22 protein-coding genes are annotated in these 24,677 nt (G+C 62.1%); 15 read left to right on the top strand and 7 right to left on the bottom strand.

The features are described 5' to 3' along the window. The first annotated feature begins 21 nt into the window (after positions 1-21). Positions 22-2,679, top strand: coding sequence for a malto-oligosyltrehalose synthase (gene treY / locus D4A92_RS02100; RefSeq protein ID WP_203017793.1), 2,658 nt, complete (start codon positions 22-24; stop codon positions 2,677-2,679). A gap of 81 nt (positions 2,680-2,760) precedes the next feature. On the opposite strand, the gene D4A92_RS02095 is transcribed toward treY, so the two are convergent. From D4A92_RS02095 to D4A92_RS02085, 3 genes are all read right to left on the bottom strand, one after another. After that, on the bottom strand, positions 2,761-3,066 hold the full coding sequence (locus tag D4A92_RS02095) for a DUF982 domain-containing protein (protein ID WP_203017790.1): 306 nt from the start codon (positions 3,064-3,066) through the stop codon (positions 2,761-2,763). Positions 3,067-3,138: 72 nt separating this feature from the next. Beyond that, the gene (locus tag D4A92_RS02090) at positions 3,139-3,993 is read right to left on the bottom strand and encodes a PfkB family carbohydrate kinase (protein ID WP_203017788.1); all 855 of its coding nucleotides are present in this window, start codon (positions 3,991-3,993) and stop codon (positions 3,139-3,141) included. Beyond that, positions 3,990-5,018 (bottom strand): substrate-binding domain-containing protein, encoded by a 1,029-nt coding sequence (locus tag D4A92_RS02085; RefSeq protein WP_203017786.1) that lies wholly within the window; start codon positions 5,016-5,018, stop codon positions 3,990-3,992. Before D4A92_RS02085 ends, D4A92_RS02090 begins: the two co-directional genes overlap by 4 nt. Positions 5,019-5,366: 348 nt before the next feature. Here D4A92_RS02085 and D4A92_RS02080 point away from each other — a divergent pair, with 348 nt between their 5' ends. Then, positions 5,367-6,152: a ThuA domain-containing protein gene (locus tag D4A92_RS02080; protein WP_203017784.1), complete on the top strand. Its 786-nt coding sequence runs from the start codon at positions 5,367-5,369 to the stop codon at positions 6,150-6,152. After that, complete coding sequence (locus tag D4A92_RS02075; RefSeq protein ID WP_203017782.1) at positions 6,149-7,207, top strand: Gfo/Idh/MocA family protein; 1,059 nt, start codon at positions 6,149-6,151, stop codon at positions 7,205-7,207. Before D4A92_RS02080 ends, D4A92_RS02075 begins: the two co-directional genes overlap by 4 nt. 93 nt (positions 7,208-7,300) lie before the next feature. On the opposite strand, the gene iolG is transcribed toward D4A92_RS02075, so the two are convergent. Continuing rightward, entirely contained in the window at positions 7,301-8,296 is a 996-nt protein-coding gene (gene iolG / locus D4A92_RS02070; protein WP_203017780.1) for an inositol 2-dehydrogenase, read from the bottom strand. A 205-nt stretch (positions 8,297-8,501) separates the two neighbouring features. Here iolG and D4A92_RS02065 point away from each other — a divergent pair, with 205 nt between their 5' ends. From D4A92_RS02065 to D4A92_RS02035, 7 genes are all read left to right on the top strand, one after another. Further along, positions 8,502-9,320: a MurR/RpiR family transcriptional regulator gene (locus D4A92_RS02065; protein WP_203017778.1), complete on the top strand. Its 819-nt coding sequence runs from the start codon at positions 8,502-8,504 to the stop codon at positions 9,318-9,320. Positions 9,321-9,438: 118 nt separating this feature from the next. Beyond that, entirely contained in the window at positions 9,439-11,367 is a 1,929-nt protein-coding gene (locus tag D4A92_RS02060) for a bifunctional 5-dehydro-2-deoxygluconokinase/5-dehydro-2-deoxyphosphogluconate aldolase (protein ID WP_203017776.1), read from the top strand. Further along, complete coding sequence (gene iolD / locus D4A92_RS02055) at positions 11,364-13,184, top strand: 3D-(3,5/4)-trihydroxycyclohexane-1,2-dione acylhydrolase (decyclizing) (protein ID WP_203017774.1); 1,821 nt, start codon at positions 11,364-11,366, stop codon at positions 13,182-13,184. Before D4A92_RS02060 ends, iolD begins: the two co-directional genes overlap by 4 nt. A 2-nt stretch (positions 13,185-13,186) precedes the next feature. Next, positions 13,187-14,080: a myo-inosose-2 dehydratase gene (iolE, locus tag D4A92_RS02050; protein ID WP_203017772.1), complete on the top strand. Its 894-nt coding sequence runs from the start codon at positions 13,187-13,189 to the stop codon at positions 14,078-14,080. Between the two features lie 105 nt (positions 14,081-14,185). Continuing rightward, positions 14,186-14,452: a hypothetical protein gene (locus tag D4A92_RS02045; RefSeq protein WP_203017771.1), complete on the top strand. Its 267-nt coding sequence runs from the start codon at positions 14,186-14,188 to the stop codon at positions 14,450-14,452. Positions 14,453-14,475: 23 nt separating this feature from the next. Then, positions 14,476-15,285, top strand: a complete 810-nt coding sequence (gene iolB, locus D4A92_RS02040; RefSeq protein WP_203017769.1) for a 5-deoxy-glucuronate isomerase — start codon at positions 14,476-14,478, stop codon at positions 15,283-15,285. Between the two features lie 116 nt (positions 15,286-15,401). Then, the gene (locus tag D4A92_RS02035) at positions 15,402-15,932 is read left to right on the top strand and encodes a DUF3833 family protein (protein WP_203017767.1); all 531 of its coding nucleotides are present in this window, start codon (positions 15,402-15,404) and stop codon (positions 15,930-15,932) included. Between the two features lie 2 nt (positions 15,933-15,934). Here D4A92_RS02035 and D4A92_RS02030 read toward each other — a convergent pair whose 3' ends face one another. The 3 genes from D4A92_RS02030 to D4A92_RS02020 are packed head-to-tail and all read right to left on the bottom strand — an operon-like array spanning position 15,935 to position 19,337. Then, positions 15,935-17,149 (bottom strand): TIGR03862 family flavoprotein, encoded by a 1,215-nt coding sequence (locus D4A92_RS02030; RefSeq protein ID WP_203017765.1) that lies wholly within the window; start codon positions 17,147-17,149, stop codon positions 15,935-15,937. 6 nt (positions 17,150-17,155) lie between these two features. Beyond that, entirely contained in the window at positions 17,156-18,331 is a 1,176-nt protein-coding gene (locus tag D4A92_RS02025) for an aminotransferase (protein ID WP_203017763.1), read from the bottom strand. A 19-nt stretch (positions 18,332-18,350) separates the two neighbouring features. After that, a complete protein-coding gene (locus tag D4A92_RS02020; RefSeq protein ID WP_203017761.1) occupies positions 18,351-19,337 on the bottom strand; it encodes a LysR substrate-binding domain-containing protein in 987 nt (328 codons plus the stop codon). 163 nt (positions 19,338-19,500) lie between these two features. Here D4A92_RS02020 and speB point away from each other — a divergent pair, with 163 nt between their 5' ends. The 5 genes from speB (at position 19,501) to D4A92_RS01995 (ending at position 24,677) form a co-directional block, all read left to right on the top strand. Then, complete coding sequence (gene speB, locus D4A92_RS02015) at positions 19,501-20,556, top strand: agmatinase (RefSeq protein ID WP_203017759.1); 1,056 nt, start codon at positions 19,501-19,503, stop codon at positions 20,554-20,556. A 90-nt stretch (positions 20,557-20,646) separates the two neighbouring features. Next, positions 20,647-21,735, top strand: a complete 1,089-nt coding sequence (locus D4A92_RS02010) for an ABC transporter substrate-binding protein (protein ID WP_203017757.1) — start codon at positions 20,647-20,649, stop codon at positions 21,733-21,735. A gap of 259 nt (positions 21,736-21,994) precedes the next feature. Continuing rightward, a complete protein-coding gene (locus D4A92_RS02005) occupies positions 21,995-23,029 on the top strand; it encodes an ABC transporter ATP-binding protein (RefSeq protein WP_203017755.1) in 1,035 nt (344 codons plus the stop codon). Beyond that, the gene (locus D4A92_RS02000) at positions 23,026-23,880 is read left to right on the top strand and encodes an ABC transporter permease (protein ID WP_006724683.1); all 855 of its coding nucleotides are present in this window, start codon (positions 23,026-23,028) and stop codon (positions 23,878-23,880) included. The genes D4A92_RS02005 and D4A92_RS02000 overlap by 4 nt, the downstream gene beginning before the upstream one ends. Beyond that, complete coding sequence (locus D4A92_RS01995) at positions 23,877-24,677, top strand: ABC transporter permease (RefSeq protein WP_054147922.1); 801 nt, start codon at positions 23,877-23,879, stop codon at positions 24,675-24,677. Before D4A92_RS02000 ends, D4A92_RS01995 begins: the two co-directional genes overlap by 4 nt.

Below are 24,677 nucleotides of genomic sequence, written 5' to 3'. Positions count from 1 at the left end.
CCCACCCCCAAGGATGCCAGCATGCCCTTTCCCGTTTCGACCTACCGTTTGCAGTTTCGCGGCGGCATGGACTTCGACCGCGCCATCGGGCTCGTCCCCTATCTCAAGCGCCTCGGCATTACCCATCTCTACGCGTCGCCCGTGTTTGCCGCGACCGATGGCTCGACGCATGGCTATGACGTGACCGATGCCAATGTCATCGATCCCGTGCTTGGCGGCCGGGAGGGGCTCGAACGGCTGACTGCCGCGTTGAAGGCCGAAGGTCTCGGCCTGATCCTCGACATCGTGCCGAACCACATGGCAGCCAGTTTGGAGAACTCCTGGTGGCGCAGCGTCATCGAATGGGGCGAGGCGAGCCGCTACGGGCACTATTTCGACATCGACTGGAGCCAGCGGCTCACGCTTCCGTTTCTCGGCAAGCCGTTCGAGCAGGCGGTGGTGGATGGAGAGATCTCGCTCACGCTCGATGCTGACCAAGGGGGGCTCGCGCTCGCCTATTTCGATAGTCTCTATCCGCTGAACCCATCGACCTATCCGGCGGCTCTCGCCAGCTGCGAGAATCCCATGGCCGCACCGCTCTCGGATCTCGGGCGCCAGGCGACAGCCGGGGAGGAGGCCGAGTTCCATAAAGCCGTCGTTTCGCTTTGCCGCGAGCAGGGTTGCGACGGGCTGCTCGAGGAGTTCCGGGCGAAGGCGCAGGAACATGAGTTTCTGCTCTTTCTCCACGACCTCCAACCTTTTCGCCTGATGCATTGGACGGAAGCCGCCAAGGGCCTCAACTATCGGCGCTTCTTCGAAATCGCCGGCCTGGTCGGTCTGCGCGTCGAGGCATCCGACGTCTTCGAGGCTGCCCATCGGACGGTGCTGGAGCTGGTGCAAGCCGGCCAGGTCGACGGCTTGCGCATCGACCATGTCGATGGTCTCGCAGATCCTGGCCGCTACTTGCAGCAGCTGCGCGACGCTGTCGGGCAGGACATTCCAATCTATGTCGAGAAGATCCTGGCAACGGGAGAGGATCTACCGAAGAGCTGGCCCGTGCAGGGCTCGACCGGCTACGAATTCATCGCGGCCCAGGTTCCGGTTCTGCTGGATCCCGCAGGCTTCCTCGCCATGCGTCAGGCCTATACCGGGATCGCTGGGGAACAGACGCCCGTTGCGGACAAGATGCGTGAGGCGAAGCTTCGTATGATCCGGGTCAACTTCGCCGGTGAGGTGAAGGCCCTGGTCGGGCAGGGCGCCGATTTGCTCCGGCTCGACGAGGAGACGATGAACCGCGCCCTGGAAGAGCTTCTCCTCGCCTTCCCACGTTACCGGACCTATGCAGCCCAGGGAGAAATGAGCACCGAAGATCGAGAACTCATCGATCAGGTGCTTGAAGACGCGAAACCTCGACTGGACGAGATGGCAGCTGATGCGGCCTGGTCCATCGCCGATCTTCTGAAAGGCGAAGGGCGCCTTGCGGGTGGGGGCGTCGGAACCGATCTCTTCCGTCGCCGCTTCCAGCAGCTGACCGGGCCGTTGATGGCGAAGTCGCTCGAGGACACGTTGTTCTTCCGCCATGTCGAGTTCCTGGCCCTGAACGAGGTCGGCGGAGAGCTGGAGCCGGAAGAGGGCGGCCTCGATCATTTCCATGCCGAGATGCAGCGGCGTGCAAAGACGCAGCCATCAGGGCTTTCCGCCTCCTCGACCCATGATACGAAACGCGGCGAGGATGCCCGCGCACGTCTCTTCGCTCTTGCCGAGGATGCGCCCCGCTTTGCGGGCCTGATCGAGGGATGGCGGAAGGCGAATCGGGATGCCGTCATCGACGTCGACGGCAAGCCCGCGCCCGAAGCCGAGGTGGAGTGGATGATCTTTCAGGCGCTGATCGGTCACTGGCCGGTCGATCTCACGGCGGACGATCGCGAAGGGATCGCCGATTTCGCCGAGCGCATCTCAGCCTTCGTGGAAAAGTCTTTGCGCGAGGCAAAGCTGCGGACGGATTGGAACGAAGTGGATGAGACCTATGAGACCGCCGTGAAGGACTATGTCCGGACGCTGCTTCTCGACAGGCCTCACTTCGTCACCGAGTTCGTGCGCGAAATCCAGCCGCTGATCTGGGCGGGTTTGACGAACGGCCTGACCCAGACCGTCATCAAGCTCACAGCACCTGGCGTTCCCGACATCTATCAGGGAAGCGAAGCACTCGATTTCAGCTTCGTCGATCCGGACAATCGGCGTCCGCCGCCCTTTGAGACCCTGTCTGCCTTCGATCCAGAGGCGCCGATCTCATTCAATGACCCGCGTGCGCTGGCGGAGGGTTGGCTGAAACAAGCGGTCGTCGGCCGAGGCCTGTCGCTTCGCAACCGGCATCCTGAGCTTTTCCTCCAGGGGCGGTATCTGCCTTTGACGATCACGGGTCCCCGCCAGTCACAGGCCGTGGCGTTTGCGCGGGAAATAGACGGTGCCGCTTCGATCACGGTCGCCTGCCGTCTGCCGATCGCCATGCTTCAGGCGGGCGAGGGGCTGACGTCGGAGCAGTTCTGGGGCGATACGATTGTGGAAATGCCGGAGGCTCTTGCGGGGCATGGCTGGACGGAGATCTTGTCTGACCGCCTGCTTTCCGCAGGGAATGGCCTTCTGATGCGAGAGTTGATGGACGGGCAGACGATCGCTCTGCTGATTTCAGGAGCCGGCTGAGCGGCTCCCCTTCAAAGTGGATCCAGACGGTGGATCTGGCGATCCGTTCCGCCGGCGGCGGCCATCCGTTTGTCGGGACTATCAGGCGACGGCGGATCTCGCTCTTGGCAGGAAGCTCACCATCTGCTTGCGCGGGTTTGAACATTGGCGCATGCCGGCCTCGTCTGCCGCCGCGATGAAGGCGCTGCGTGCCAGCTCGGCGGCACGAGCGCCACGCAGGGCGTTGCGGCAAAGCCGCAGGGCGCGTTCATAGGCCGGGCCGCGTCTTGTCGGCCACTCCGCGTCGAGAAAATCAAGCGCATCATACGCGTTCAGAAAGCGCCTCGTCAGCCCACAGTGCAGTTCCAGTTCGACGGGTACGTTCCAGGTGAAATCGGCTTCTGTCATGCCTTCCTCCGTTTGGCCCCAGCAACTCGGAGGTGGGTCAGGAAGTTCCCGGATTTCGATCAAATAAAAATGTTATGATATTGATTTTTCTGTTGCACTTCGCGTTTGCGATTCTCGGCGTTCAAGCCATGCCGTGGTCGCGTCACCGGCAAGCTGGCTTGCCTCAACCACGTTCTTCCCGCCCAGCACGGTGTGCAGCAGACTGCCGCTGAAGGTGTCGCCGGCACCGATCGTGTCGCGCACGGTAACGCGCCGGCCGAGGGTCACTCGCGTTTCCGTGTTTCCGTCATAAACCGAGATGGCGCCGGGACCGTCCGTCATCACCAGATGGGTGAGCCGATTGCTCGCGAGCCTCCTTGCCTTGCCCCAGACATCGGCGATGGGAATGTCGGGCAAATCGGCTTTCGAACCGACCATGATATCGGCGGCACGGAGCTCGCCCTCGCGTAGCGGCAACTGCGAGATGACCAGCGGCGCGCGGTTCAGGGAGGCGAGAATGGTGTCCGGCAGTTTGGGTGCGTTGACGTAGAAGGCGTCGGCCGCAATCTCGTGATCGAGCATGAACGTGCGGGAGAGCCGTCGCTCGCTGGAAAGGATGGTCCGCTCGCCAGTCGGGTCCAGCAGGATGTCGGCGAAATCCGTCTCGCCGTCACGTCGTGCAATCAGCGACGTATCGAAGCCCGCATCCTGCAGTTCCGCAAAGGCGTTCTCGCCATGGATGTCGGACATCAGGTTCGAGAGGAGTGCCACGTCGTGTCCGAGGTCGAGCAGCCGCCGCGCGGTGAAATATCCGCCGCCGCCGAGCCGTGTCTCCCGCGATGACCAGGCAATCCGGCCACCGGCACGCAGCGGCTCGGTCAGGCGCCAGATGCGGTCATGGTTGATGTGGCCGATGACGACGATCCGCTTCCTGCCTGTCTTGTTCATACGGAAGCTTCCTCCGGTGCGGGGCGGCTGGTTTCGCGCAGAATGAGTTCGACTGGCCAGAGTTCTTGAATGTCGCTGGCTTGTTGGCCCGCGAGTATCTGCAGGAGGAGATCGGCGATGCGCTTGCCGGCAGCCCGGATCGAGGAGCGCGTGGTCGATAGTGGCGGCACCATGTTCTCGGCGGTGAGATAAGGAAAGACATCGTCATGGGCGACGACCGAAACATCCCGGCCGATCACAAGGTTCATCGATCGCGCCGCGCGATAGATGCCGAGGGCCGTCATCATCGATCCTGCAACGAAGGCGGTCGGCTGCGGGCGTTGTTTGAGCGCGGAGCGGGCAAAACGGAAACCGATTTCGTCGGTGAAGTCACCATGACTGACAAGCTTTGGATCGAACGGGATTCCGCGGTCGGTGAGGGCTTGTCTATAACCCTTTAGACGATCCAGCGTGAAGGTCAGCCCCTCACGACCGTTCAGCAAGGCTATGTGCTTGTGACCGAGGTCGAGGAGGTGCTCCGTGCTTTGTCGGATCGCGCCCTCATTGTCGATGTCGAGCCAGGCATGCGGCACATCGGTCACGGAACGACCATGGACGATGAAGGGCAGCTTCAATCGGTCAAGCAGGGCGATGCGCGGGTCATTCGGCAAGGGGGAGTGGATGACGACAGCATCGACACGACGGCTCTCGGCCAGTCTGCGGTAGAGCTGCAACTCGTCACCGGGATCGTGCCCGATCATCGGCGTGATCAGGATGTCGGTGTCCTCGCTGCTCAGGCGGTCGGCCATGCCGCTGATGAATTCGGAGAACTGGTAGTCGCCGGCCTTGGTCATGACCACGCCGATCGCGCCGGCCCGACCCGTCGCAAGCCGGACCGCATTGATGTTGGGCCGATAGCCGAGACGTGCCGCCTCTTCCATTACCCGTACGCGGGTGGAGGCGCTCACCTCAGGATAGCCACTCAGCGCGCGGCTGACTGTGGTCGGTGACAATCCGATCTCTCTGGCAAAGTCCTTGAGCTTCATCCGTTCGCCTGCACCTTCGCGAGGCTATTGCTGCCCGCCCACGGCTTATGTCATGCGTCGGCGCATTGTGGCAATTCTTGTATCGCGATGTCAAAGCGCTTCCAAAATATGGGAGCTGCCCAGTGTCTCACAGATCGCGATATGTGTCCGTGGAGAACATAAATCCTGACATAGAGGCTGTTTGACACCCAAGCTACCAACTGCAAGTGTGGCTCTTCAAACCGCTTTCAAATTTTCCGCTTCGTGCCCTAGTTTCGTTTTGATTCATTCCTAGTTCTGACGGAACGATGGGTCTCGTCGAGGCTTTTCTGATGGCCGGTTGACTGGCGCTAACCAAGGAGAATTCAGATGACGATCAGAACGGTTGTCTGGGGTGAAAACATTCACGAGCGCGAAAACGATATTGTCCGCGGGATCTATCCCGACGGCATGCATGCGACGATTGCCGCGGCTCTGAACACTGACAGCGAAATCGAGGCAACGACGGCCACCCTGCAGGAGCCGGAGCATGGCCTTTCAGAAGCCCGGCTGGCCGAGACCGATGTGCTCGTCTGGTGGGGCCACAAGGCACATGGCGAGGTCTCCGACGAGATCGTCGAACGGGTCGCAAGCCGTGTCTGGGAAGGCATGGGGTTGCTTGTTCTGCATTCCGGCCATTTTGCCAAGCCCTTCAAGCGGCTGATGGGCACGCCCTGTGCTCTCAAATGGCGCGAGGCGGGTGAGCGTGAGCGGATCTGGACGGTCAATCCCGGCCATCCGATTGCAGCCGGCATTCCGGAGAACTTCGTGCTGGAAAACGAAGAGATGTATGGCGAGTTCTTCTCCGTTCCGGAGCCGCTGGAAACGGTGTTCATCTCGTGGTTCGCCGGCGGCGAGATCTTTCGCTCGGGTCTCACTTGGCGCCGCGGTGCGGGCAATATCTTCTATTTCCGGCCGGGTCACGAGACCTATCCGACCTATCACGACGCGACCGTCCAGCAGGTGCTTCGCAACGGTGTGAAGTGGGCCTACAATCCGATGTCGCGCTATTCGGCCGTCCATGATGCGCCGAATGTCCCGGTCGAACAGGCGCTCGAGCCGATTACCGAGCGCGGTCCGCGCCTGCACCAAGCCGGTGAGGAAGGCTACAAATGAGCACTGCCCCTATACGCCTGCTGATCCTTGGTACCGGCGGCATGGCAAATACCCATGCCATGAACTTCTCGACCATTACCGATGTGCAGCTTGTCGCGGCTGTTGATCTCGATATGGCGACGGTGCGCGCCTTTGCCGCCCGGCACAATATTCCCCACACCTTCACCTCGCTGGAAGAGGCGATCGCCTGGGGCGAGTTCGATGCGGTCACCAATGTCACACCGGACAAGGTGCATTATCCGACGACGCTCAAGCTTCTCGCTGCCGGCAAACATGTCATGTGCGAGAAGCCGCTGGCCGAGAACTATGCCAAGGCCGACGAGATGGCGACGGCGGCGGAAATGTCCGGTCTCGTCAACATGGTCAACCTCACCTATCGCAATGTCGCGCAGGTGCAGAAGGCAAGGCAGATGGTCATCGGTGGCGAGATCGGCAAAGTCCGCCATATCGAGGCCTCCTACCTGCAGAGCTGGCTCGTCTCCAAGGCCTGGGGCGACTGGTCGACCGAAAGCCAATGGCTCTGGCGCTTGTCCACCAAACACGGCTCGAACGGCGTGCTGGGCGATGTCGGTATCCATATCCTCGACTTTGCCGGTTACGGTGCTGCGACCGACATCGACCATGTCTTTGCGCGGCTGAAGACCTTCGACAAGGCGCCTGGCAACAGGATCGGCGAGTATGATCTCGATGCCAATGACAGCTTCACCATGACGGCGGAGTTCACCAATGGCGCGATGGGCGTGGTTCACGCCAGCCGCTGGGCGACGGGGCATCTCAACGAGTTGCGCCTGCGGGTCCATGGCGACAAGGGCGCGTTGGAGGTCATCCATCGGCTCGACGGCTCAAGTCTTCGGGCCTGCCTGCAGGAAGATGTCGAAAAGGCCGTCTGGCGGGAGATCGAGGTCGATCCGGTCGAGACGAACTATCAGAAGTTCATCACGGCGATCCGCTCCGGTTATGGCCAGGAGCCGAGCTTCCGGCATGCCGCAAATCTGCAGAAGATCCTCGATCTTGCCATGCTGACGGAAGTCGAGCGGCGCGAGCTGGCGGTCTAGTCTCAGCGATCGAAACGGAAAACGCCGCCCGAGGAGGTTCGGGCGGCGTTTCCATTCTGCGTGACCTTACGGTTACGCGGGAGCTCTTGCGTCTCAGTAGCTGACGGTAACGGCCGACTTGTCCTTGGCGGACTTGACGGCGGCGTCAGCGAGGGCTAGCGCAATCAGGCCGTCTTCCGCCGAGGGTGCCATCGGCGTGCCGTTGTCGAGCGCGTCGATGAAGGCAGAGATTTCAGCGGCATAAGCTGCCGTGTAGCGAGTCATGAAGAAGTCGTGCAGCGGCGGGCGGGTATAGCCGTCCTTGTTGGCGACCTCGATCGAGACCGGGCGCTGGTTTTCGGCCGAGACAGAACCCAGCGAACCATGAACCTCGATGCGCTGGTCGTAGCCATAGGAGGCGCGGCGCGAATTGGAGATGATCGCCTGGCGGCCGCTCTTCGTCGTCAGGATCAGCGAGGCGCTGTCATAGTCGCCGAGTTCGCCGATCTTGGGGTCGACGAGAACCGAAGCCGAGGCCTGCACCGTTTCGATTTCCTCGCCGAGCAGGAAGCGGGCCATGTCGAAGTCATGGATGGTCATGTCGCGGAAGATGCCGCCGGAGACCTTGATATACTCGGCAGGCGGCGCGCCCGGGTCACGGCTGGTGATCGTGACCATCTCGACCTTGCCGATCGAGCCCTTGTCGATCTCCTTGCGCACGGCCTGGAAATGCGGGTCGAAGCGGCGGTTGAAGCCAAGCATGACCTTGCCGCCGACGGCGCGCACGGTCTCGAGGCAGGCCTTCGCACGGGCAACATCCAGATCGATCGGCTTTTCGCAGAAGATCGCCTTGCCGGCCTTGGCGAAGCGTTCGATCAGGTCTGCATGGGTGTTGGTCGGCGTGCAGATGATGACGGCATCGATGTCCTTGTCGGCCTCGATCTCCTCGATCGTCTTCACCGCGCAGCCGGTCTGGGCCGCGATGGCGTTTGCGGCGTCCGCGAATGCATCGGCAACTGCGACGAGTTTCGCGCGCTTGTCTTCCGCGATTGCCTTGGCATGCACCTTGCCGATGCGGCCGGCGCCCAGAAGTGCCAGTCTCGTGAGCATGTTCATTTCCTCCCTGTCGCGCCTTTGTCTCTCATCGAGAGGAGGCGATCGTGATGTCGTTGGACGCTCCTGATGGTGGCGCCTGAAAGCTGTTCCATTTCGCGCTGGCAAATGCCGCGTTTTGGAATATATGTTCCATTTTGCTAGATCGTGATACGATTTCTGTCAAGCGGGACGATGTGTCCGGATGAGGGTAGGGGAGCGAATGAGCGAGAGCGGTGGACCGCAGACGATCAAGGACTTTGAAGATCGGCTGTTGGAAGTTTCCGGCAGCCTGCCCAAGCGGCTCAAGCAATGCGCCGATTATGTCGCTGCCAACAAGGATCGCATTGCGGTTTCCACGGTGGCGGAGATGGCGGATGGTGCGGGCGTGCAGCCGTCCGCCTTCATGCGCTTTTGTCAGATCATGGGCTTCACAGGCTTTTCGGAGATGCAGAAGCTGTTTCGCGAGAGTTTCGTCGGCGGCTGGCCTGACTATTCCACGCGTCTTCAGCACTTGCGGGATAAGGCCGAGGGATCGCCCTCCGCCCTTCTCGCCGAATTCGTCGAGGCGGGGCGGCTTTCGCTGGAAAATCTCGTCAAGACCGTTGATCCTCAGGCGATGGAGGTGGCCGTCAAGCAGTTGTCCGAGGCGCGCATGATCCACATCATCGGTCTGCGCCGCTCCTTTCCGGTCGCGAGCTACATGGCCTATGCCTTCGAGAAGATGGGTGTGCCGGCCATGTTGCACAGTGTCGTCGGGCGGCTCGACAATCATCATGCCATCCGGGAGGGCGATGCTCTGCTTGCCGTCACTTTCTCCCCCTATTCCGCCGAGACGCTTGAGCTGGTCGAACAGGTCAGGGCGCGCGGCATTCCTGTCGTCGCCGTCACCGACACGGTGGTCAGCCCGCTGCGCCGCATGGGGGCGACGCTTCTGTCCGTCTCGGAAGTGGATTTCGGCGCCTTCCGGTCTTTGTCGGCGACTTTGTGTCTTGCGATCACGCTGTCCGTCGCTGTCGGCACGGCGCGTCAGGATGGCTGAACGTCCGTATTGAAATTCACAGAAATAGAATTTATAGTCTATTTCAAGAATGGCTGTTCCAAAAGCGGAGCGGTCGCGAGGCGGGGCGAAAGATCCCGCATCACAGGGAGGACATCGCTTGGCTTCGCTCGATCTGATCACGATCGGTCGCTCGTCCGTGGACCTTTACGGGGCCCAGGTTGGCGGTCGGCTGGAGGACATGGCCTCCTTCAACAAATACATTGGTGGCTCTCCGACGAATATCGCCGCCGGCACTGCACGGCTCGGGCTGAAGTCGGCGCTGATCACCCGCGTCGGCGACGAGCATATGGGTCGCTTCATCCGCGAGCAGCTGGTGCGCGAGGGCGTCGATGTGCGCGGCGTGAAGACGGACAAGGAGCGTCTGACGGCGCTTGTTCTGCTTGGCATCCGCGATGAACACCAGTTTCCGCTGATCTTCTACCGCGAGAACTGTGCCGACATGGCGCTGTCGGAAGAGGATATCGATCCGGATTTCGTCGCAGAAGCGCGCTGCGTCTGCGCCACCGGTACGCATCTGTCCAATCCGCGCACGGAAGCGGCAGTCCTCAAGGCGCTGAAGATCGCCCGTGAAAAGGGCCGGTTGACGGCGCTCGATATCGACTACCGTCCGAACCTCTGGGGTCTTGCCGGTCATGGTGACGGCGAAAGCCGCTTCGTCGAATCCGAGAAGGTGACGCGCAAGCTTCAGTCGACCCTGCATCTGTTCAATCTGATCGTCGGGACGGAAGAGGAATTCCACATTGCCGGCGGTTCGACCGACACGATCGAGGCGCTGAAGGCGGTTCGCAAGGTGTCCTCGGCCACGCTCGTCTGCAAACGCGGCCCCATGGGCGCTGTGGTCTTTGACGGTGCGATCCCCGACAGTCTCGATGCCGGCCAGACCGGCCAGGGTTTCCCGATCGAAGTCTTCAACGTCCTCGGCGCCGGCGACGGCTTCATGTCGGGACTGCTCAAGGGCTGGCTCACCGGCCAGGACTGGCCGACCTCGCTGAAGTTTGCCAATGCCTGCGGTGCATTCGCCGTCTCGCGCCACGGCTGCACACCGGCCTATCCGAGCTGGGAAGAGCTGCAATACTTCTTCCGCACTGGCATCAGGAACAAGGCGCTGCGCAAGGACGAGGCTCTGGAGCAGGTGCATTGGTCGACCAACCGCAAGAATGACTGGTCGACCATGCGGGTCTTTGCCTTTGACCACCGCATGCAGCTCGAAGCCATGGCCAAGGATGCCCGCGTTTCGGAGGAGAAGATCGGTGCCTTCAAGAACCTCTGCCTGGATGCGGCACTTAAAGTCTCCGACGGCAATTCCGGTTATGGCCTGCTCTGCGACAGCCGTCTCGGTCGTGAGGCACTTTATCGCGCGGCCGGCACGGGTCTCTGGATTGGTCGCCCAGTGGAATGGCCGGGTTCGCGTCCGCTGACTCTGGAGCCCGAGATCGGCCCGGATTTTGGCGGTCTTGTCGAATGGCCTGTGGATCATGTGGTGAAGGTACTCGCCTTCTATCACCCGGACGATACGCCGGAGATGAAGTCCGAGCAGGAGCAGACGGTGCTCAGGCTCTTCCATGCGGCGCGCCGCAATCGCCTCGAATTCCTGCTGGAGGTCATCCCCTCCAAGGTCGGCGCCTGTAACGACGAGACGGTGGCCAAGATTATCGAGCGTTTCTACGAAATCGGAGTCTATCCCGACTGGTGGAAGCTGGAGCCGATGAAGACCACGGCGTCCTGGGCCAATGCCTGCAACGCCATCGAACGCAACGATCCAAACACGCGCGGCATCGTCGTGCTCGGTCTCGATGCGCCGCAGGCGGAACTTGAGGAGAGCTTCCAGCTTGCTGCCGGTTTCGATCTGGTGAAAGGTTTCGCCGTCGGACGCACCATCTTCGGCGACGCCGCGCGCAAGTGGCTCGCTGGCAGCATCACGGATGGTCAAGCCGTGGAGGACATGGCGGCCCGTTACCAGAGCCTCTGCGCGATTTGGGATGCGGCACGCCAAAAGGCGGTTTCCGCCAAGGGAGGAAAAGCATGAAGACGATCCGGCTGACCGCCGCCCAGGCGATGATGCGTTACCTCGCCAACCAGATGAATGAGGACGGCGTTCCCTATATCGCCGGCATGTGGGCGATCTTCGGTCACGGCAATGTCGCCGGCATCGGCGAGGCGCTCTACGGCATCCGCGACGAGTTGCCGACCTATCGCGGCCAGAACGAGCAGTCGATGGCGCATGCGGCGATCGCCTATGCCAAGCAGCTCGGCCGTCGCCGCGCCATGGCCGTGACCTCGTCCATCGGCCCCGGCGCGCTGAACATGGTGACGGCGGCAGCCCTCGCGCATGTCAACCGCCTGCCGGTGCTCTTCGTGCCCGGCGATGTCTTTGCCAATCGCGGCCCCGATCCCGTGTTGCAGCAGCTCGAGGATTTCGGCGACGGCACGATGTCGGCGAATGATTGCTTCCGCCCTGTCTCCCGTTACTTCGACCGGATCATGCGGCCGGAACAACTCCTGACCGCTCTGCCGCGCGCCATGCGCACGCTGACTGATCCCGCCGATTGCGGCCCGGTCACGCTTGCCTTCTGCCAGGACGTGCAGGCTGAGGCTTATGACTATCCGGAGAGCTTCTTTGCCAAAAAGACATGGCGCTTCCGCCGTCCGGAGCCTGATGTCGTCGAGTTCGAAGCGGCTGTTGCGGCGCTGAAGGCGGCGAAGAACCCTGTCATCGTCGCCGGTGGCGGTGTGCATTTTGCAGGCGCCACCGACGCGCTGAAGGCCTTTGTCGAGAAGCACCAGATCCCCGTCGTCGAGACGCAGGCCGGCAAGTCGGCACTGGCCTGGGACCATGGTCTGAATTTCGGCCCTGTCGGCGTGACCGGTGCCGAAAGCGCCAATGTGGTTTCGGAAAAGGCCGATCTCGTCATCGGCGTCGGCACGCGTTTCCAGGATTTCACCACCGGCTCCTGGGCGCTGTTCAAGAACCCTGATCGAAAGATCCTGGCGCTCAATGTGCAGCCTTACGACAGCGCCAAACATGATGCGATCCCGCTGGTGGCGGATGCCAAGATCGGTCTGGAAAAGCTCTCGGCGGCGCTCGGTGATCACACGTATGCCGCACCGGATGCCGGTCTCAAGGCCTCCTGGTTTGCCAAGGCGGACGCCGTGACGGCTGCGCCCAAGGACAGTAATTCGCTGCCAACCGACATGCAGGTGATCGGTGCCGTGCAGCGCGCCTCGCGCGACAACACGGTTGTCATGTGCGCCGCCGGCACCATGCCGGGCGAGCTGCATCAGCTGTGGAAGTCGAAGCTGCCGCTCTCCTATCACATGGAATACGGCTTCTCCTGCATGGGCTACGAGATCGCCGGCGGTCTCGGCATCAAGATGGCCGAACCCGATCGCGACGTCATCGTCATGGTCGGCGACGGCTCCTATATGATGATGAATTCGGAGCTGGCGACGGCTGTCGGCATGGGCGTGAAGATCACGCTCGTGATCACCGATAACCGCGGTTACGGCTGCATCAACCGGCTGCAGATGGGCACCGGCGGCGCGCAGTTCAACAACCTCTATACCCATTCGAATGTCAGCCCCATCGCCATCGATTTTGCCGCTCATGCGGCATCGATGGGGGCGCGCTCCCACAAGGTATCGTCGATCTCTGAGCTCGAAACGGCGCTTAATGCCGCCCGCGCGGCGACCGAGACCACTGTGATCGTCATCGATACCGATCCTTATCCGACCACCGGGGCCGGCGGCTACTGGTGGGATGTCGCGGTGCCGGAAGTCTCGGCCCGTGCCGAAGTCAATCAAGCCCGCGCAGCCTATGAAGCGGCTCTGAAGGAAAGAACCTGATCATGATCCTTTTCGGAACCAACCCGATCGCCTGGTCGAACGATGACGACCGCCGTCTCGGTGCCCATATCAGCCTCGAACAGTGCCTGGATGAAACCGCCAAGATCGGTTTCGACGGAATCGAGAAGGGCCACAAGCTGCCGACCGATCCGGCGGGTCTCAAGTCGGTGCTTGAGCCGCGCGGTCTGAAATTCGTGTCCGGCTGGCATTCGCTGAACCTGCTCACCAACACGATCGAGGAAGAAAAGGCCGCCATGCAGCCCTTCCTCGATGTGCTCAAGGCCATGGGCTGCAAGGTCATCATCGTCTGCGAAACCTCGAACGCCATTCATGGCGCCGATGACACGGCGCTTGCCGACCGTCCGGTCCTGTCTGATGCCGAATGGCCCAAGTTCGGTGCTGGCGTCGAGGCGCTGGCGGAGTTCTCGGCTGCCCAAGGCATCTCGCTGGTCTATCACCACCACATGGGGACGGTTGTCGAGACCGAGGCCGAGATCGACAAGCTGATGGAACACACGGGCCCGCATGCCAAGCTGCTGCTCGACACCGGCCATTGCTATTTCGGTGGCGGTAATCCGGAAGCGGTTGCGAGGAAATACATGCACCGCGTCGGCCATATCCACGCAAAGAACGTCCGCCCCGTGATCGCCGATGAGGTGCGCACGCAAAAGCTCTCCTTCCTCGAAGGCGTGCGTCGTGGCGTGTTCACCGTGCCTGGTGACAGCGAAGGCGGCGTTGATTTCACGCCGGTGCTGAAGGTTGCGGCCGAGCATGGCTATGAAGGCTGGATCGTCATCGAGGCCGAGCAGGACCCGGATGTGCGCAACCCCTTCGAGTATCAGAGCCTCGGCCTGAAGTCGCTCAAGGGCTTCGCCAAGGATGCCGGTCTGATCTGAATTGAAGACGGGGCGGGGACTTAATCTTCGCCCCGTGTTTTGACAGCACACGGATTTGGGCTCTATTGCAGGCGACCCATTCACAAGACTGCCGGGAGCAAAGCGTTGAAGTTCCAGATCCTCGATCCGACCCATCCCTTCTTCAAGCCGCTTTATCGCCGCATCCTCTGCGTCGTGCTGCCGCTGGCCTGGGCCGGGGTGGAGTATTCGAATGGTGCCACCGGCTGGGCGATGGTCTTCGTGGTGGCTGGTCTCTATGCGGGTTACGAGCTGCTTTTCATGTATGATCACACGATGAAAAAAGCGGAAGCCAAGGCCGAGGCCGAGCGTGTCAGGATCGCTGCTGAAGCGGAGCGTTCCGACGCGGATTGATTAAAAAATTTGGGAGACGAGGAATGACGGATCTGTTGCGCAAGCCTTCCGGCAAGACCGGCAAGGTACACGATATCACGCCGGCGAGCGCTGGCTGGGGCTATGTCGGATTCGGCCTCTATCACCTGAAGGCGGGTGAGCGTGCTGCAGAGCAGACCGGTGAAACGGAAGTCATCCTCGTCCTTGTCGAGGGCAAGGCCGAAATTTCCGGCGGCGGCAAGGCGTTCGGCGAACTCGGCCATCGGATGTCGGTGTTCGAGAAAACCCCGCCGCATTGCGTCTATGTGCCGGCCGGCAGCGACTGGTCGGCGGAAGCGACGACCGATTGCGTGCTCGCGATCTGTACTGCTCCGGCCATGCCCGGTCGCGAAGCGCAGCAGATCGGCCCCGATGGCATCTCCTTTGTCGAGCGCGGCAAGGGCGCCAATACGCGTTATATCTATCCGATCGCCATGGAAGATCGCGACGTCGCCGACAGCCTGCTGGTCACGGAAGTCTTCACGCCCTCGGGCAACTGGTCGTCCTACCCGCCGCATCGGCATGACGAGGACAATTTCCCCGAGATGACCTATCTCGAGGAGACCTACTACCACCGCCTCAACCCTGCTCAGGGCTTCGGTTTCCAGCGTGTCTTTACCGAAGACGGCTCGCTGGACGAAACCATGGCGGTGTCGGATGGCGACGTGGTGCTTGTGCCGAAGGGGCATCACCCCTGCGGCGTGCCGCATGGCTACGAGATGTATTATCTCAACGTCATGGCCGGGCCGCTGCGCAAGTGGCGCTTCCAGAACCATCCGGAGCATGACTGGATCTTCAGGCGCGACAATCCCTGACATGGGCGTGAAGGCAGCCTTTGCTTTCACGAAAGCGTTTCCTGGAACAATCCCAGATCCGTTCATCGATTGGCGCCGTAGTGGATGCACAACGCGCCAATGATGGAGACGCACCCATGCCCAAGTTCAGCTTGGCCCTTGTCGGGCTTGCCCTGAGCCTGTTGCCGTCCGCCGGACAGGCGGCAGACAGGTTTACGTTCGAGGATTACTTTACGGGACGCACCGAGGCTGTCGGTTCATTCAGCGCCATTAATGGCGTGAAGCGAACCTTCACGGTCGATCTGACCGGCAAATGGGACGGCAAGACGCTGACGCTGCGCGAAGACTTCGTCTTCGATGATGGCACGAAGGATCGTAAGACCTGGCGCTTCACCAAGACCAGCCCGACTACCTATAGCGGCACCCGCGAGGATGTGATCGGCGAGACCAAGGTGACGCTCAACGGGGCGGTCGCCCGCTTTAACTATCTCGTCTATCTGAGCCCGGAGACACAGGGCAACAAGGTGCGTTTCTGGGACAAGATGGTGCTGCGTGAGGACGGGACGGTTCTGAATACGGCGCTCGTCACCAAGTTCGGTATTCCGGTCGCCAAGACGACCGTCGAGTTCCGTAAGCCTGGCGCCTCGCACAAAACCGCCAGCCGCTGAGGTCAGCCGCTTTGCGTATCGAGCCAGCGGCCGATCCCTTCGGCCGCGGCAATGCCGGTAGCGAAACAGGCCGTGAGCAGATAGCCGCCCGTCGGCGCCTCCCAATCCAGCATTTCGCCTGACACAAAGGTTCCCGGGCGCGCCTTCAGCATGAAGTGGTTGTCGAGCGCATCGAAGGCGACGCCCCCGGCCGTCGAGATGGCTTCGGCGATGGGGCGAGGGCGTTTGACAGGGAGCGGCAGGGCTTTGATGAGGTGTGCCAGCGCCTCCGCATCCAGCTGGTTCGCATCCGGTGTCACCTCACGCAGCAGTGCTATCTTCACGCCATCGAGATTAGCGGCCTTCTTGAGCCGCGTGGAAAAGCTGGCCTTGCGGTCCTGACGCGCGAGGTCAACTGAAAGCTTCTCTGTCGTTCGCCCCGGCGTGAGGTCGAGGATCAATGCGGCATGGCCATCCCGGTCGAGCGTGTCTCTCAGTGCCGCCGAATGGGCATAGATCAGGCTACCCTCGATGCCACCTTTGCTGATCACGAATTCACCCTGGATGGTGCCCGCTGCAGAGCTGGCCTTCACCGATTTGATCGGCTGGCCGGAGAAGCGACTGTCGAAGTGTTCGGAAAAATCACAGTCGAAGCCGCAATTGGCCGGGCGGAGCGGCGTGATCTCAATGCCTTCGGCTTTTAGTTGGGGCACCCAGGCCGCATCCGAACCGAGCTTCGGCCAGCTCGCACCACCGAGTGCAAGAAGCGTAGCGTCGGCGGTCACGCGCTTCTGACCATCCGGCGTTTCGAAGAGCAGGGCATCTCCGTCGAAACCCGTCCAGCGGTGGCGGGTGAGGATGGTCACGCCCAGTCCTTCGAGCCGTTTCAGCCAGGCGCGCAAGAGCGGCGATGCTTTCATCACCTTCGGAAAGACGCGGTCGGAGGAGCCGACAAAGGTTTCCGTGCCGAGATCAGCTGCCCAGACCCGAATGGCCTCCGGCGTCATCAGGTCGAGCACCGGGCGCAGCCGGCTGTTGGCTGCGCCGTAACGGGTGACGAAGCGCGCATAGTCCTCGGCATGAGTGATGTTGAGGCCGGATTTGCCCGCGAGCAGGAACTTGCGGCCGACCGTCGGCATGGCATCATAGATGGTGACGCGATGGCCCTTGCCGGCGAGATGCTCCGCCGCCATCAGGCCCGCCGGGCCGCCGCCGATGATCGCCACGCTCTTCTGCATAAGTGATCAGCCCAGCTTGAAGGTCGAAAGACGGGCGACCAGACCTTCGATTGTTGCGCTGTCGGCATTGGCGAAGGCGAAGCGCAGGTAGTCCTGGCAGTCGTCGCCGAAATAGGCGCCGGGGATGCAGAGCACGCCCGCCTTCTTCGCCAGTCGTTCGGCCACCTCTGCCGAGCCGCGACCTAGGAAAGGATGGCGGATGAAGGCGAAATAAGCGCCGAGCGAGTCCATCTTCCATGCGGGAAGCTTGGCCATGACGCCTTCCAGCGTTTCGGCGCGCTTGAGGATTTCGAGACGGTTCTCGTCGCGCCAGGCTTTAAGCGCCGGAATTGCCTTTGCAACGGCCGCCTGGGGTGCACGAGGTGCGCAGATCTGCAGGTTGTCCATCACCTTGGCGATTTCCGAGACGGCGCGGGGGCCGGCGGTGATCGCGCCAAGCCGATGGCCTGGGATGCAGAAGGATTTGGAGAAGGAGTAGAGCAGGATGAGGTTCTCCTCCCAGCCGGGGATCGAGAGCAGATCATGCGGGCGGCCTTCGCCGGGCAGGAAGTCGCGATAGGTCTCGTCGAGAATGAGGAAGGCGCCGGCCTTTCGGCAGGCGTCAAAGGCCTGGCGCAGCAGGTCCGCCGGATAGATGGCGCCCGTCGGGTTATTGGGCGAGACCAGCGCCACGGCCTTAACGCCCTTCGCCAGGACGGCCTCGATGCCTTCGATGGTGGGGACGAAGCCGGTGGCCGGATCGAGCGGGATCAGCTCGCGACGAATGCCCATCATCGCCAGCGTGGTTTCCTGGTTGAAGTAGAAAGGATCGGTCAGCGCCACCGCGTCGCCGCTCCTCGCAATTGCCGAGACTGTTGCCATGAACGCCTGGTTGCAGCCCGCGGTGATGTGGATGTTGTCGGCCGTGACCTGCGCGCCGTAGACGGCAGCAACCTCCGCCGCATAGGCCTCGCGCAGCGGCGCTTCGCCTTCGATCGGGCCGTAGCCGGCATTCGCCCGGGCGGAAGCGGCCTCGGCCAGCCAGGCGAAGAGATCGGGATGCGGCGGATAGCCGGGCACGGCCTGGCTCAAATCGATCATCGGGCCGCTCGCGCCATCATAGGCGCGTGCCCAGGCAAAAACCGAAGGCACCGGCGGAGCCGAGAGATCTGCGACGAGCGGATTGAAGGGGGCGGCGGGCATGTCTCTGTCCTCGGTGTTGTCAGCTCTCTTCCGAGAGCACGGCAGTGGTATTGGCGTTGCGTTTTCGGGCGGATGGCAGGCCTCGTCCTGAAGGGCGGCTTGCCGGGCGCGGCTGGGCGGCGCGCTCGGTTTCGATCATGTCGAAGATCCAGTCGATGAAGACCTTGGCGATCGGGGCCGCGCGCACGTCATTGCGAGCCGCGACATAGAAGGCATCGGGTGCGGGCACTGCGAGATCGAAGGGGATCACGAGTTCTCCGGCGGCAATCAGGCTGGACGCCGTGATGCTGTCTCCGAGCGCCACGCCCTGGCCGAAACGGGCAGCCTCGGTCGAGAGCCGCGCATCGCCCATGAAGTGTTCACGCGCTTTTGGCATGTCGAGTTCGTCGGCGGCCGCGAGCCAGCTTCGCCATTCGCGTCCGTCGTCGCCATGCAGCAGCACATGGTCACGCAGATCGCGGGTCGAGCGCAGCGGCCGCGTGTTGAGCAAAGTGGGACTGACCACCGGAAAGAGATCAAACGTGCTCCAGAGCCGTGTCCAGCAATCCTTCCAGCCGCCCGGGCCATAGAGGATCGCTATGTCTATGTCGGGGGAATAGATCAGGCTGGAATCATTGCTGGAGGTCAACGTCAGGCTGATTTCGGGATAGCGATCGGTGAAGGAGCCGAGGCGAGGCACGAGCCACAGCGAAAGCAGGGCGGGCACGCAGGAGATGCGCAGGCTGCCGCTGGTCGAGGGGCGGTTCATCAGCGCTGTTGCCGCTGCAATGCCATCGAAGGCCTGGGTGACGGCCGGCAAGAGAAGCGCGCCCTGGGGCGTCAGTTTCAGCCGCTTGCCGCCGCGCTCGAAGAGTGCGGTCTTCAGCGTTTCCTCAAGGCTGCGGATCTGATGCGATATCGCGCCATGGGTGACGCTCAGCTCCCGCGCTGCAGCCGAGATCGAGCCGCGGCGAGCCGCGGCCTCGAAGGCGCGCAGGGGGTTGAGCGGGGGCAGGCGGCTTGCCATGACTGGTTCAGGATCCGTGAATTTTTCTCACATCGATTGCTATAACATCGTGAATTGATTTTCCAAGTCTGTTGCGGGTTAATGCTCACAATAAAGGCAGGTGCGGATCGTGCCGCAAAAATGGACGATGGTCTCTCCATCGTTCACAAACAGGGAACGAGACATGACTTTCGACGAAAAGCGCTTGGCCGCGCTGCGCGAGAAATACGGAAACGACAAGGCCGGCGAAATCTTCGATCCGAAGTTTGCCAAGGTGGGCGAGAAGATCTTCTCGAACGGTACGCGCGCTGCCCCCTATGCCGGCGTGCCGACTTTCGTGTCCGCGCCCTATCGCCAGGTTGATCAGCGCAATCCTGAGGTCAGCGATCTCGATGTCGCGATCGTCGGCGTGCCGATGGACCTAGGTGTGACCAACCGTCCCGGCTCGCGCTTCGGGCCTCGGGCGCTGCGGGCCATCGATCGTATCGGCCCCTACAATCACGTGCTCGAATGCGCGCCGGTCTTTGATCTGAAGGTCGCCGATATCGGAGACGTGCCCTTTTCCAGCCGTTACCGGCTGGAAATGAGCCATGATGACATCGAGGCCTATCATACGAAGCTGGTTGCTCAAGGCGTTGTGCCGCTTTCCGTCGGCGGCGACCATTCGATCACCCATCCGATCATGAAGGCGATTGCCAAGAAGCACGGCCCGGTCGGTATGATCCACATCGACGCCCATTGCGATACCGGCGGCGCCTTCGATCAGACGAAGTTTCACCATGGCGGCCCGTTCCGGAATGCCGTGCTCGATGGCGTGCTCGACCCTGTCAGGACGATCCAGATCGGCATTCGCGGACCTGCCGAATATCTCTGGGAGTTCTCCTACGAGTCCGGCATGACCGTCATTCACGCCGAGGAGATCAACGGTCTTGGCATTGCCGCAATCATCGAAAAGGCGAAGGCCGTGATCGGCGACGGTCCGACCTATCTCTCCTTCGATATCGACAGCCTCGATCCAAGCGTCGCTCCCGGCACCGGCACGCCCGAGGTGGGCGGCCTGACATCGCGCGAGGCGCTGGAACTGATCCGTGGCTTCAAGGGCATCAACCTTATCGGCGGTGACGTCGTCGAAGTCGCGCCGCAATATGACGCGAACCACAATACGGCGCATGTCGGCGCTCAAATCCTCTTCGAAATCCTCAGCCTGATGGTCTACAGTCCGGCGATCAAAGGGCGCTGAGCGCTTATATTCCGGACGGCTCCTGCGGTCCGGCCACCGATACAGATGAACGGGCGAAAACGCCTCAACAACAACCAAGGGAACAGGACCATGAAAGACATTTTCTCCACTTCCGTCAGCCGGCGCGGCGTGCTCGCGGGCTCTGCCGCCATTGCTGGCACGCTCGCCATGCCGTCGATCCTACGCGCCCAGGACAAGTCGATCAAGATTGGCGTCTATGGCGGCTACTTCAAGGACTCGTTCGACGCGAACATCTTCCCGGAATTCACCAAGGCAACCGGCATCGCCGTCGAATCCATCGCCGAGCCGACCGGTGAAGCCTGGCTCGTGCAGCTTGAACAGGCCGCCAAGGCTGGCCAGGCACCCGCCGACCTCTCGATGATGTCGCAGGTCGCGATGCTCAAGGGCCAGGCGACCGAGCTCTGGGCGCCGATCGACATGGCCAAGATCAGCAATGCCTCGGGCCTGATCGACCGCTTCGTCAACAAGTATCCGGATGGACGCGTCGCCGGCGTCGGTGCCGTTGCCTGGTACATCACGCTGGTCACCAATACCGATGTTTACAAGGAAGCCCCGACCTCCTGGGAAGCCCTGTGGGATCCGGCGAATGCCGACAAGCTCGGCCTTCTGGCGCTTGTCTCCAACTCCTTCTTGCTGGAAGTGACAGCCAAGACCTTTATGGGCGGCACCAACGCGCTCGATACCGAAGAGGGTATCCTGAAGGCGCTGGAGAAGCTTGCAGAAGTGAAGCCGAATGTGCGCCTCTGGTATCGCGACGAGGCACAGTTCGAGCAGTCGCTGAAGTCGGGCGAAATCCCGATGGGCCAGTATTACCACGACGTCACGGGCCTTGCCGCTGCGGACGGCCAGCCGGTTCGCTCGACCTTCCCGAAGGAAGGCGGCATTCAGGACTCCGGTTGCTGGGCTCTGTCGCGCGCTTCGGCCAAGACCGAGGAAGCGCATATCTTCATCGACTACATGTGCCAGCCTTCGGTTCAGGCGACCCTGTCGCGCAAGGTCGGCACGGCGCCGACGGTCAAGCGCGAGCTGCTCGATCTGACGGCAGAAGAATTCGCCGCCGTTTCCTCTGACATCGAGCCGATCACGCCGCGTTATGATCTCTACCAGACCAAGTCGGACTGGCTGAACCAGAAGTGGACCGAGCTGATCGTCGGTTGATAGCGGCAGAGGCTCGCCCCTCATCCGCCTGCCGGCACCTTCTCCCCGCTCGCGGGGAGAAGGAAATACGCGGCTCGCTCAAGGCCAACTTCCCCTCTCCCCGCAGGCGGGGAGAGGGTAGGGTGAGGGGCAAAGCCCCAATCACTGACGCGTGTCGCGCCTCATGGGACTGCTCAGCGTTTGCAAGACAATTCGGGCGTGAGATGCTATTGCCGCGCCAAAGGGCTTCGAGCCTGCACCATTTGATTTCGGAGACATGATGTCCGGCCTCGCCCTTAATTCCGTCACCAAGCAGTTCGGCCCGTTCACGGCGGTCGATCAGGTCGAGCTTTCCGTGCCGCATGGCACCTTCGTCTGCCTACTCGGCCCCTCCGGCTGTGGCAAGACCACATTGCTGCGCATGATCGCCGGGCTCGACAGCCCGACCAATGGTGCGATCGTGCTGGATGGTAAGGACATCACCCAGGTGCCGACGCACAAGCGCGATCTCGGTATGGTCTTCCAGTCGCTGGCGCTTTTCCCGCATCTGACCGTCGGCGAGAACATCGCCTATCCCTTGCGCATCCGAGGCATCGGTCGTGAGGAGCAGGTGAAGCGCGTTGACGAGCTGCTCTCGATGATCCACCTGACTGGCTATGCCGACCGGCCCGTGCACAAGCTCTCAGGCGGCCAGCGGCAGCGCGTGGCGATTGCCCGGGCGCTCGCCATCTCGCCCAAACTCTTTCTGCTCGATGAGCCGCTCTCGGCGCTCGATGCCAAGCTGCGCGAGGCGATGCAGGTCGAGCTGCGCAAGCTGCAGCAGCAGCTCGGCATCACGACGATTGTCGTGACCCATGACCAGCGGGAGGCGATGACCATGGCCGATACCGTCGTTGTCATGAATGGCGGCAAGATCCGACAGGCGGCGAGCCCGATCGAGATCTATCGCAAACCCGCTGACCGCTTCGTGGCCGATTTTATCGGTTCGACCAATCTCCTGCCGCTGAACGCGCAGGGTGGTACAGCGCTGGTGCTCGGTCATGCCGTCGCCGGCATATCGGCGCCGTCGGGGCAGGGGCAGGCCAGCCTCTCGGTTCGCCCCGAGGATGTGAAGCTCGCGGCCCCCGGCGACGGCCGCATCACCGGCAAGGTCACTTTCATCCGCGATCTCGGCGGCACGATCGAGACCTTCCTCGACGTTTCCGGCACCGAAGTCGTCGCCGTCTCGACACCGCGCGAGCGGCCGGTCGTCGCTGTCGGCCAGGATGTCGGCATCGTCATCGATCCTGAAACCGCCGTGGTGTTGTCGGCATGAGACGCGAGCCCCCGAAAACCGCACTCGACTATGCGCCGCTCGCCTTTCCGGCGGGCATGCTGATTCTGTTCTTCGTCGTGCCCTTCGCGACGATGATTGCCGTCTCCTTCTTCAAGCGGGACCCGACCGGCTTCTATTCGCCGGATTTCGTCTTCGACAATTATGCCCGTTTCCTGTCATTCTTCTTCGGCGGCGTACTCAGCTTCTCGCTGGGGCTTGCGATTGCCGTCGCCGTGGTCTGCGTCGTGCTCGCCTTGCCATTCACTTATCTGCTGGCGCGCATGTCGCGCAAAGCGCAGGTGCTGTGGCTGGTGGCGTTGCTCTCCGTGCTGTCGCTCTCGGAAGTCATCATCGGCTTTGCCTGGTCGACGCTGTTTTCGCGCACCGCCGGCATCACCAATCTGCTTGTGATGATCGGCTTGATGGAAAGCCCCGTGGCGCTCATGCCGAATTTCGGCGCGGTGCTCACGGGGATGACCTATCAGGCGCTGCCCTATACCGTGCTCGTGCTCTATCCCGCCCTTGTCCGGCTCGACCCGACGTTGACCGAAGCGGCGCGAACACTCGGGGCCTCGCCGCTCAGGGCTTTCTTCACGGTCGTCGTGCCGGCGCTGCGCAATACGCTGATTGCCACGCTGATCATGGTCTTCATTTTCGCGCTCGGCTCGTATCTTTTGCCGCAGATCCTTGGTCGTCCCTCGCACTGGACGCTGTCGGTGCTGATCACCGACCAGGCGATCTACCAGTCCAACATGCCGTTTGCGGCTGCCATGGCCGTGTTCCTCGTGCTTGTCACGCTTGGCATGGTGGCGCTGACTCTTCTGATCGGTCGCAAGGGAGAGGCAGCATGAATAAGGCCCTGACCCGTCTCTATTTCACCCTCATCGGCATCTTCCTCGCGGCCCCCATCGTCGTTGTCGCCGGCGTCTCGGTGAATGCCAAGCAGAGCCTCAACTTCCCGCCGCAGGGCTTTTCGCTCTCGTGGTATGGCGCGATCTTCACCGATCCCGGCTGGCGTGCGGCGCTGTTCGCCTCGGTCATTCTGGCGCTGTGCGCGGCCGCTTTGGCGGTTGCCATCGCGCTGCCGCTTGCCTGGTTCCTCTGGCGGCGCCTTGCGCCCTGGGCACAGGTCTTCCAGCTGCTCGGCATCGCGCCTTTTACGCTGCCGCCCGTCATCACGGCGCTGGGTTTGCTCACCTTCTGGGCCGCGACCGGTTTCTACGGCCAGCCCTGGACGGCGGTTATCAGCCACGCGATCTTCTTCGTGACGCTTCCCTTGGTGACGCTGTCGCTCGGTTTCTCCGCGATCGACCGCTCGCTGGTCGAGGCGGCTGCCACCATGGGCGCCGATGACCGGACCATCTTCCGCACGGTCGTGTTGCCGCTGATCGCGCCCTATCTCGTCTCCGGTTATGCCTTTGCCTTCGTGCTATCGCTCAACGAATACATCGTCGCCTACATGACGGTCGGTTTCGTGATGGAGACGCTGCCGATCAAGATTTTCAACGCGCTGCGCTACGGCTACACGCCTGTGATGGCGTCGGTGACGATCCTGTTCGTGGCGGTGGCCGCCATCATCTTCGGCCTCGTTGCCCGCTTCGGCGATCTGCCGAAGCTGCTCGGGGCGAATGCCGACGACCGCAGCTGA

This window comes from Rhizobium rosettiformans (assembly GCF_016806065.1).
Taxonomy (GTDB): Bacteria; Pseudomonadota; Alphaproteobacteria; order Rhizobiales; family Rhizobiaceae; genus Allorhizobium.
Note: the sequence above shows the minus strand (reverse complement) of the source record. Positions and strands in the feature narration are given on the sequence as shown.

Coding starts and splice junctions, on each gene's coding strand:
- treY (WP_203017793.1), top strand. CDS start 22: ATGCCCTTTCCCGTTTCGACCTACCGTTTGCAGTTTCGCGGCGGCATG.
- D4A92_RS02095 (WP_203017790.1), bottom strand. CDS start 3,066: ATGACAGAAGCCGATTTCACCTGGAACGTACCCGTCGAACTGGAACTG.
- D4A92_RS02090 (WP_203017788.1), bottom strand. CDS start 3,993: ATGAACAAGACAGGCAGGAAGCGGATCGTCGTCATCGGCCACATCAAC.
- D4A92_RS02085 (WP_203017786.1), bottom strand. CDS start 5,018: ATGAAGCTCAAGGACTTTGCCAGAGAGATCGGATTGTCACCGACCACA.
- D4A92_RS02080 (WP_203017784.1), top strand. CDS start 5,367: ATGACGATCAGAACGGTTGTCTGGGGTGAAAACATTCACGAGCGCGAA.
- D4A92_RS02075 (WP_203017782.1), top strand. CDS start 6,149: ATGAGCACTGCCCCTATACGCCTGCTGATCCTTGGTACCGGCGGCATG.
- iolG (WP_203017780.1), bottom strand. CDS start 8,296: ATGCTCACGAGACTGGCACTTCTGGGCGCCGGCCGCATCGGCAAGGTG.
- D4A92_RS02065 (WP_203017778.1), top strand. CDS start 8,502: ATGAGCGAGAGCGGTGGACCGCAGACGATCAAGGACTTTGAAGATCGG.
- iolD (WP_203017774.1), top strand. CDS start 11,364: ATGAAGACGATCCGGCTGACCGCCGCCCAGGCGATGATGCGTTACCTC.
- iolE (WP_203017772.1), top strand. CDS start 13,187: ATGATCCTTTTCGGAACCAACCCGATCGCCTGGTCGAACGATGACGAC.
- iolB (WP_203017769.1), top strand. CDS start 14,476: ATGACGGATCTGTTGCGCAAGCCTTCCGGCAAGACCGGCAAGGTACAC.
- D4A92_RS02035 (WP_203017767.1), top strand. CDS start 15,402: ATGCCCAAGTTCAGCTTGGCCCTTGTCGGGCTTGCCCTGAGCCTGTTG.
- D4A92_RS02030 (WP_203017765.1), bottom strand. CDS start 17,149: ATGCAGAAGAGCGTGGCGATCATCGGCGGCGGCCCGGCGGGCCTGATG.
- D4A92_RS02025 (WP_203017763.1), bottom strand. CDS start 18,331: ATGCCCGCCGCCCCCTTCAATCCGCTCGTCGCAGATCTCTCGGCTCCG.
- D4A92_RS02020 (WP_203017761.1), bottom strand. CDS start 19,337: ATGGCAAGCCGCCTGCCCCCGCTCAACCCCCTGCGCGCCTTCGAGGCC.
- speB (WP_203017759.1), top strand. CDS start 19,501: ATGACTTTCGACGAAAAGCGCTTGGCCGCGCTGCGCGAGAAATACGGA.
- D4A92_RS02010 (WP_203017757.1), top strand. CDS start 20,647: ATGAAAGACATTTTCTCCACTTCCGTCAGCCGGCGCGGCGTGCTCGCG.
- D4A92_RS02005 (WP_203017755.1), top strand. CDS start 21,995: ATGTCCGGCCTCGCCCTTAATTCCGTCACCAAGCAGTTCGGCCCGTTC.
- D4A92_RS02000 (WP_006724683.1), top strand. CDS start 23,026: ATGAGACGCGAGCCCCCGAAAACCGCACTCGACTATGCGCCGCTCGCC.
- D4A92_RS01995 (WP_054147922.1), top strand. CDS start 23,877: ATGAATAAGGCCCTGACCCGTCTCTATTTCACCCTCATCGGCATCTTC.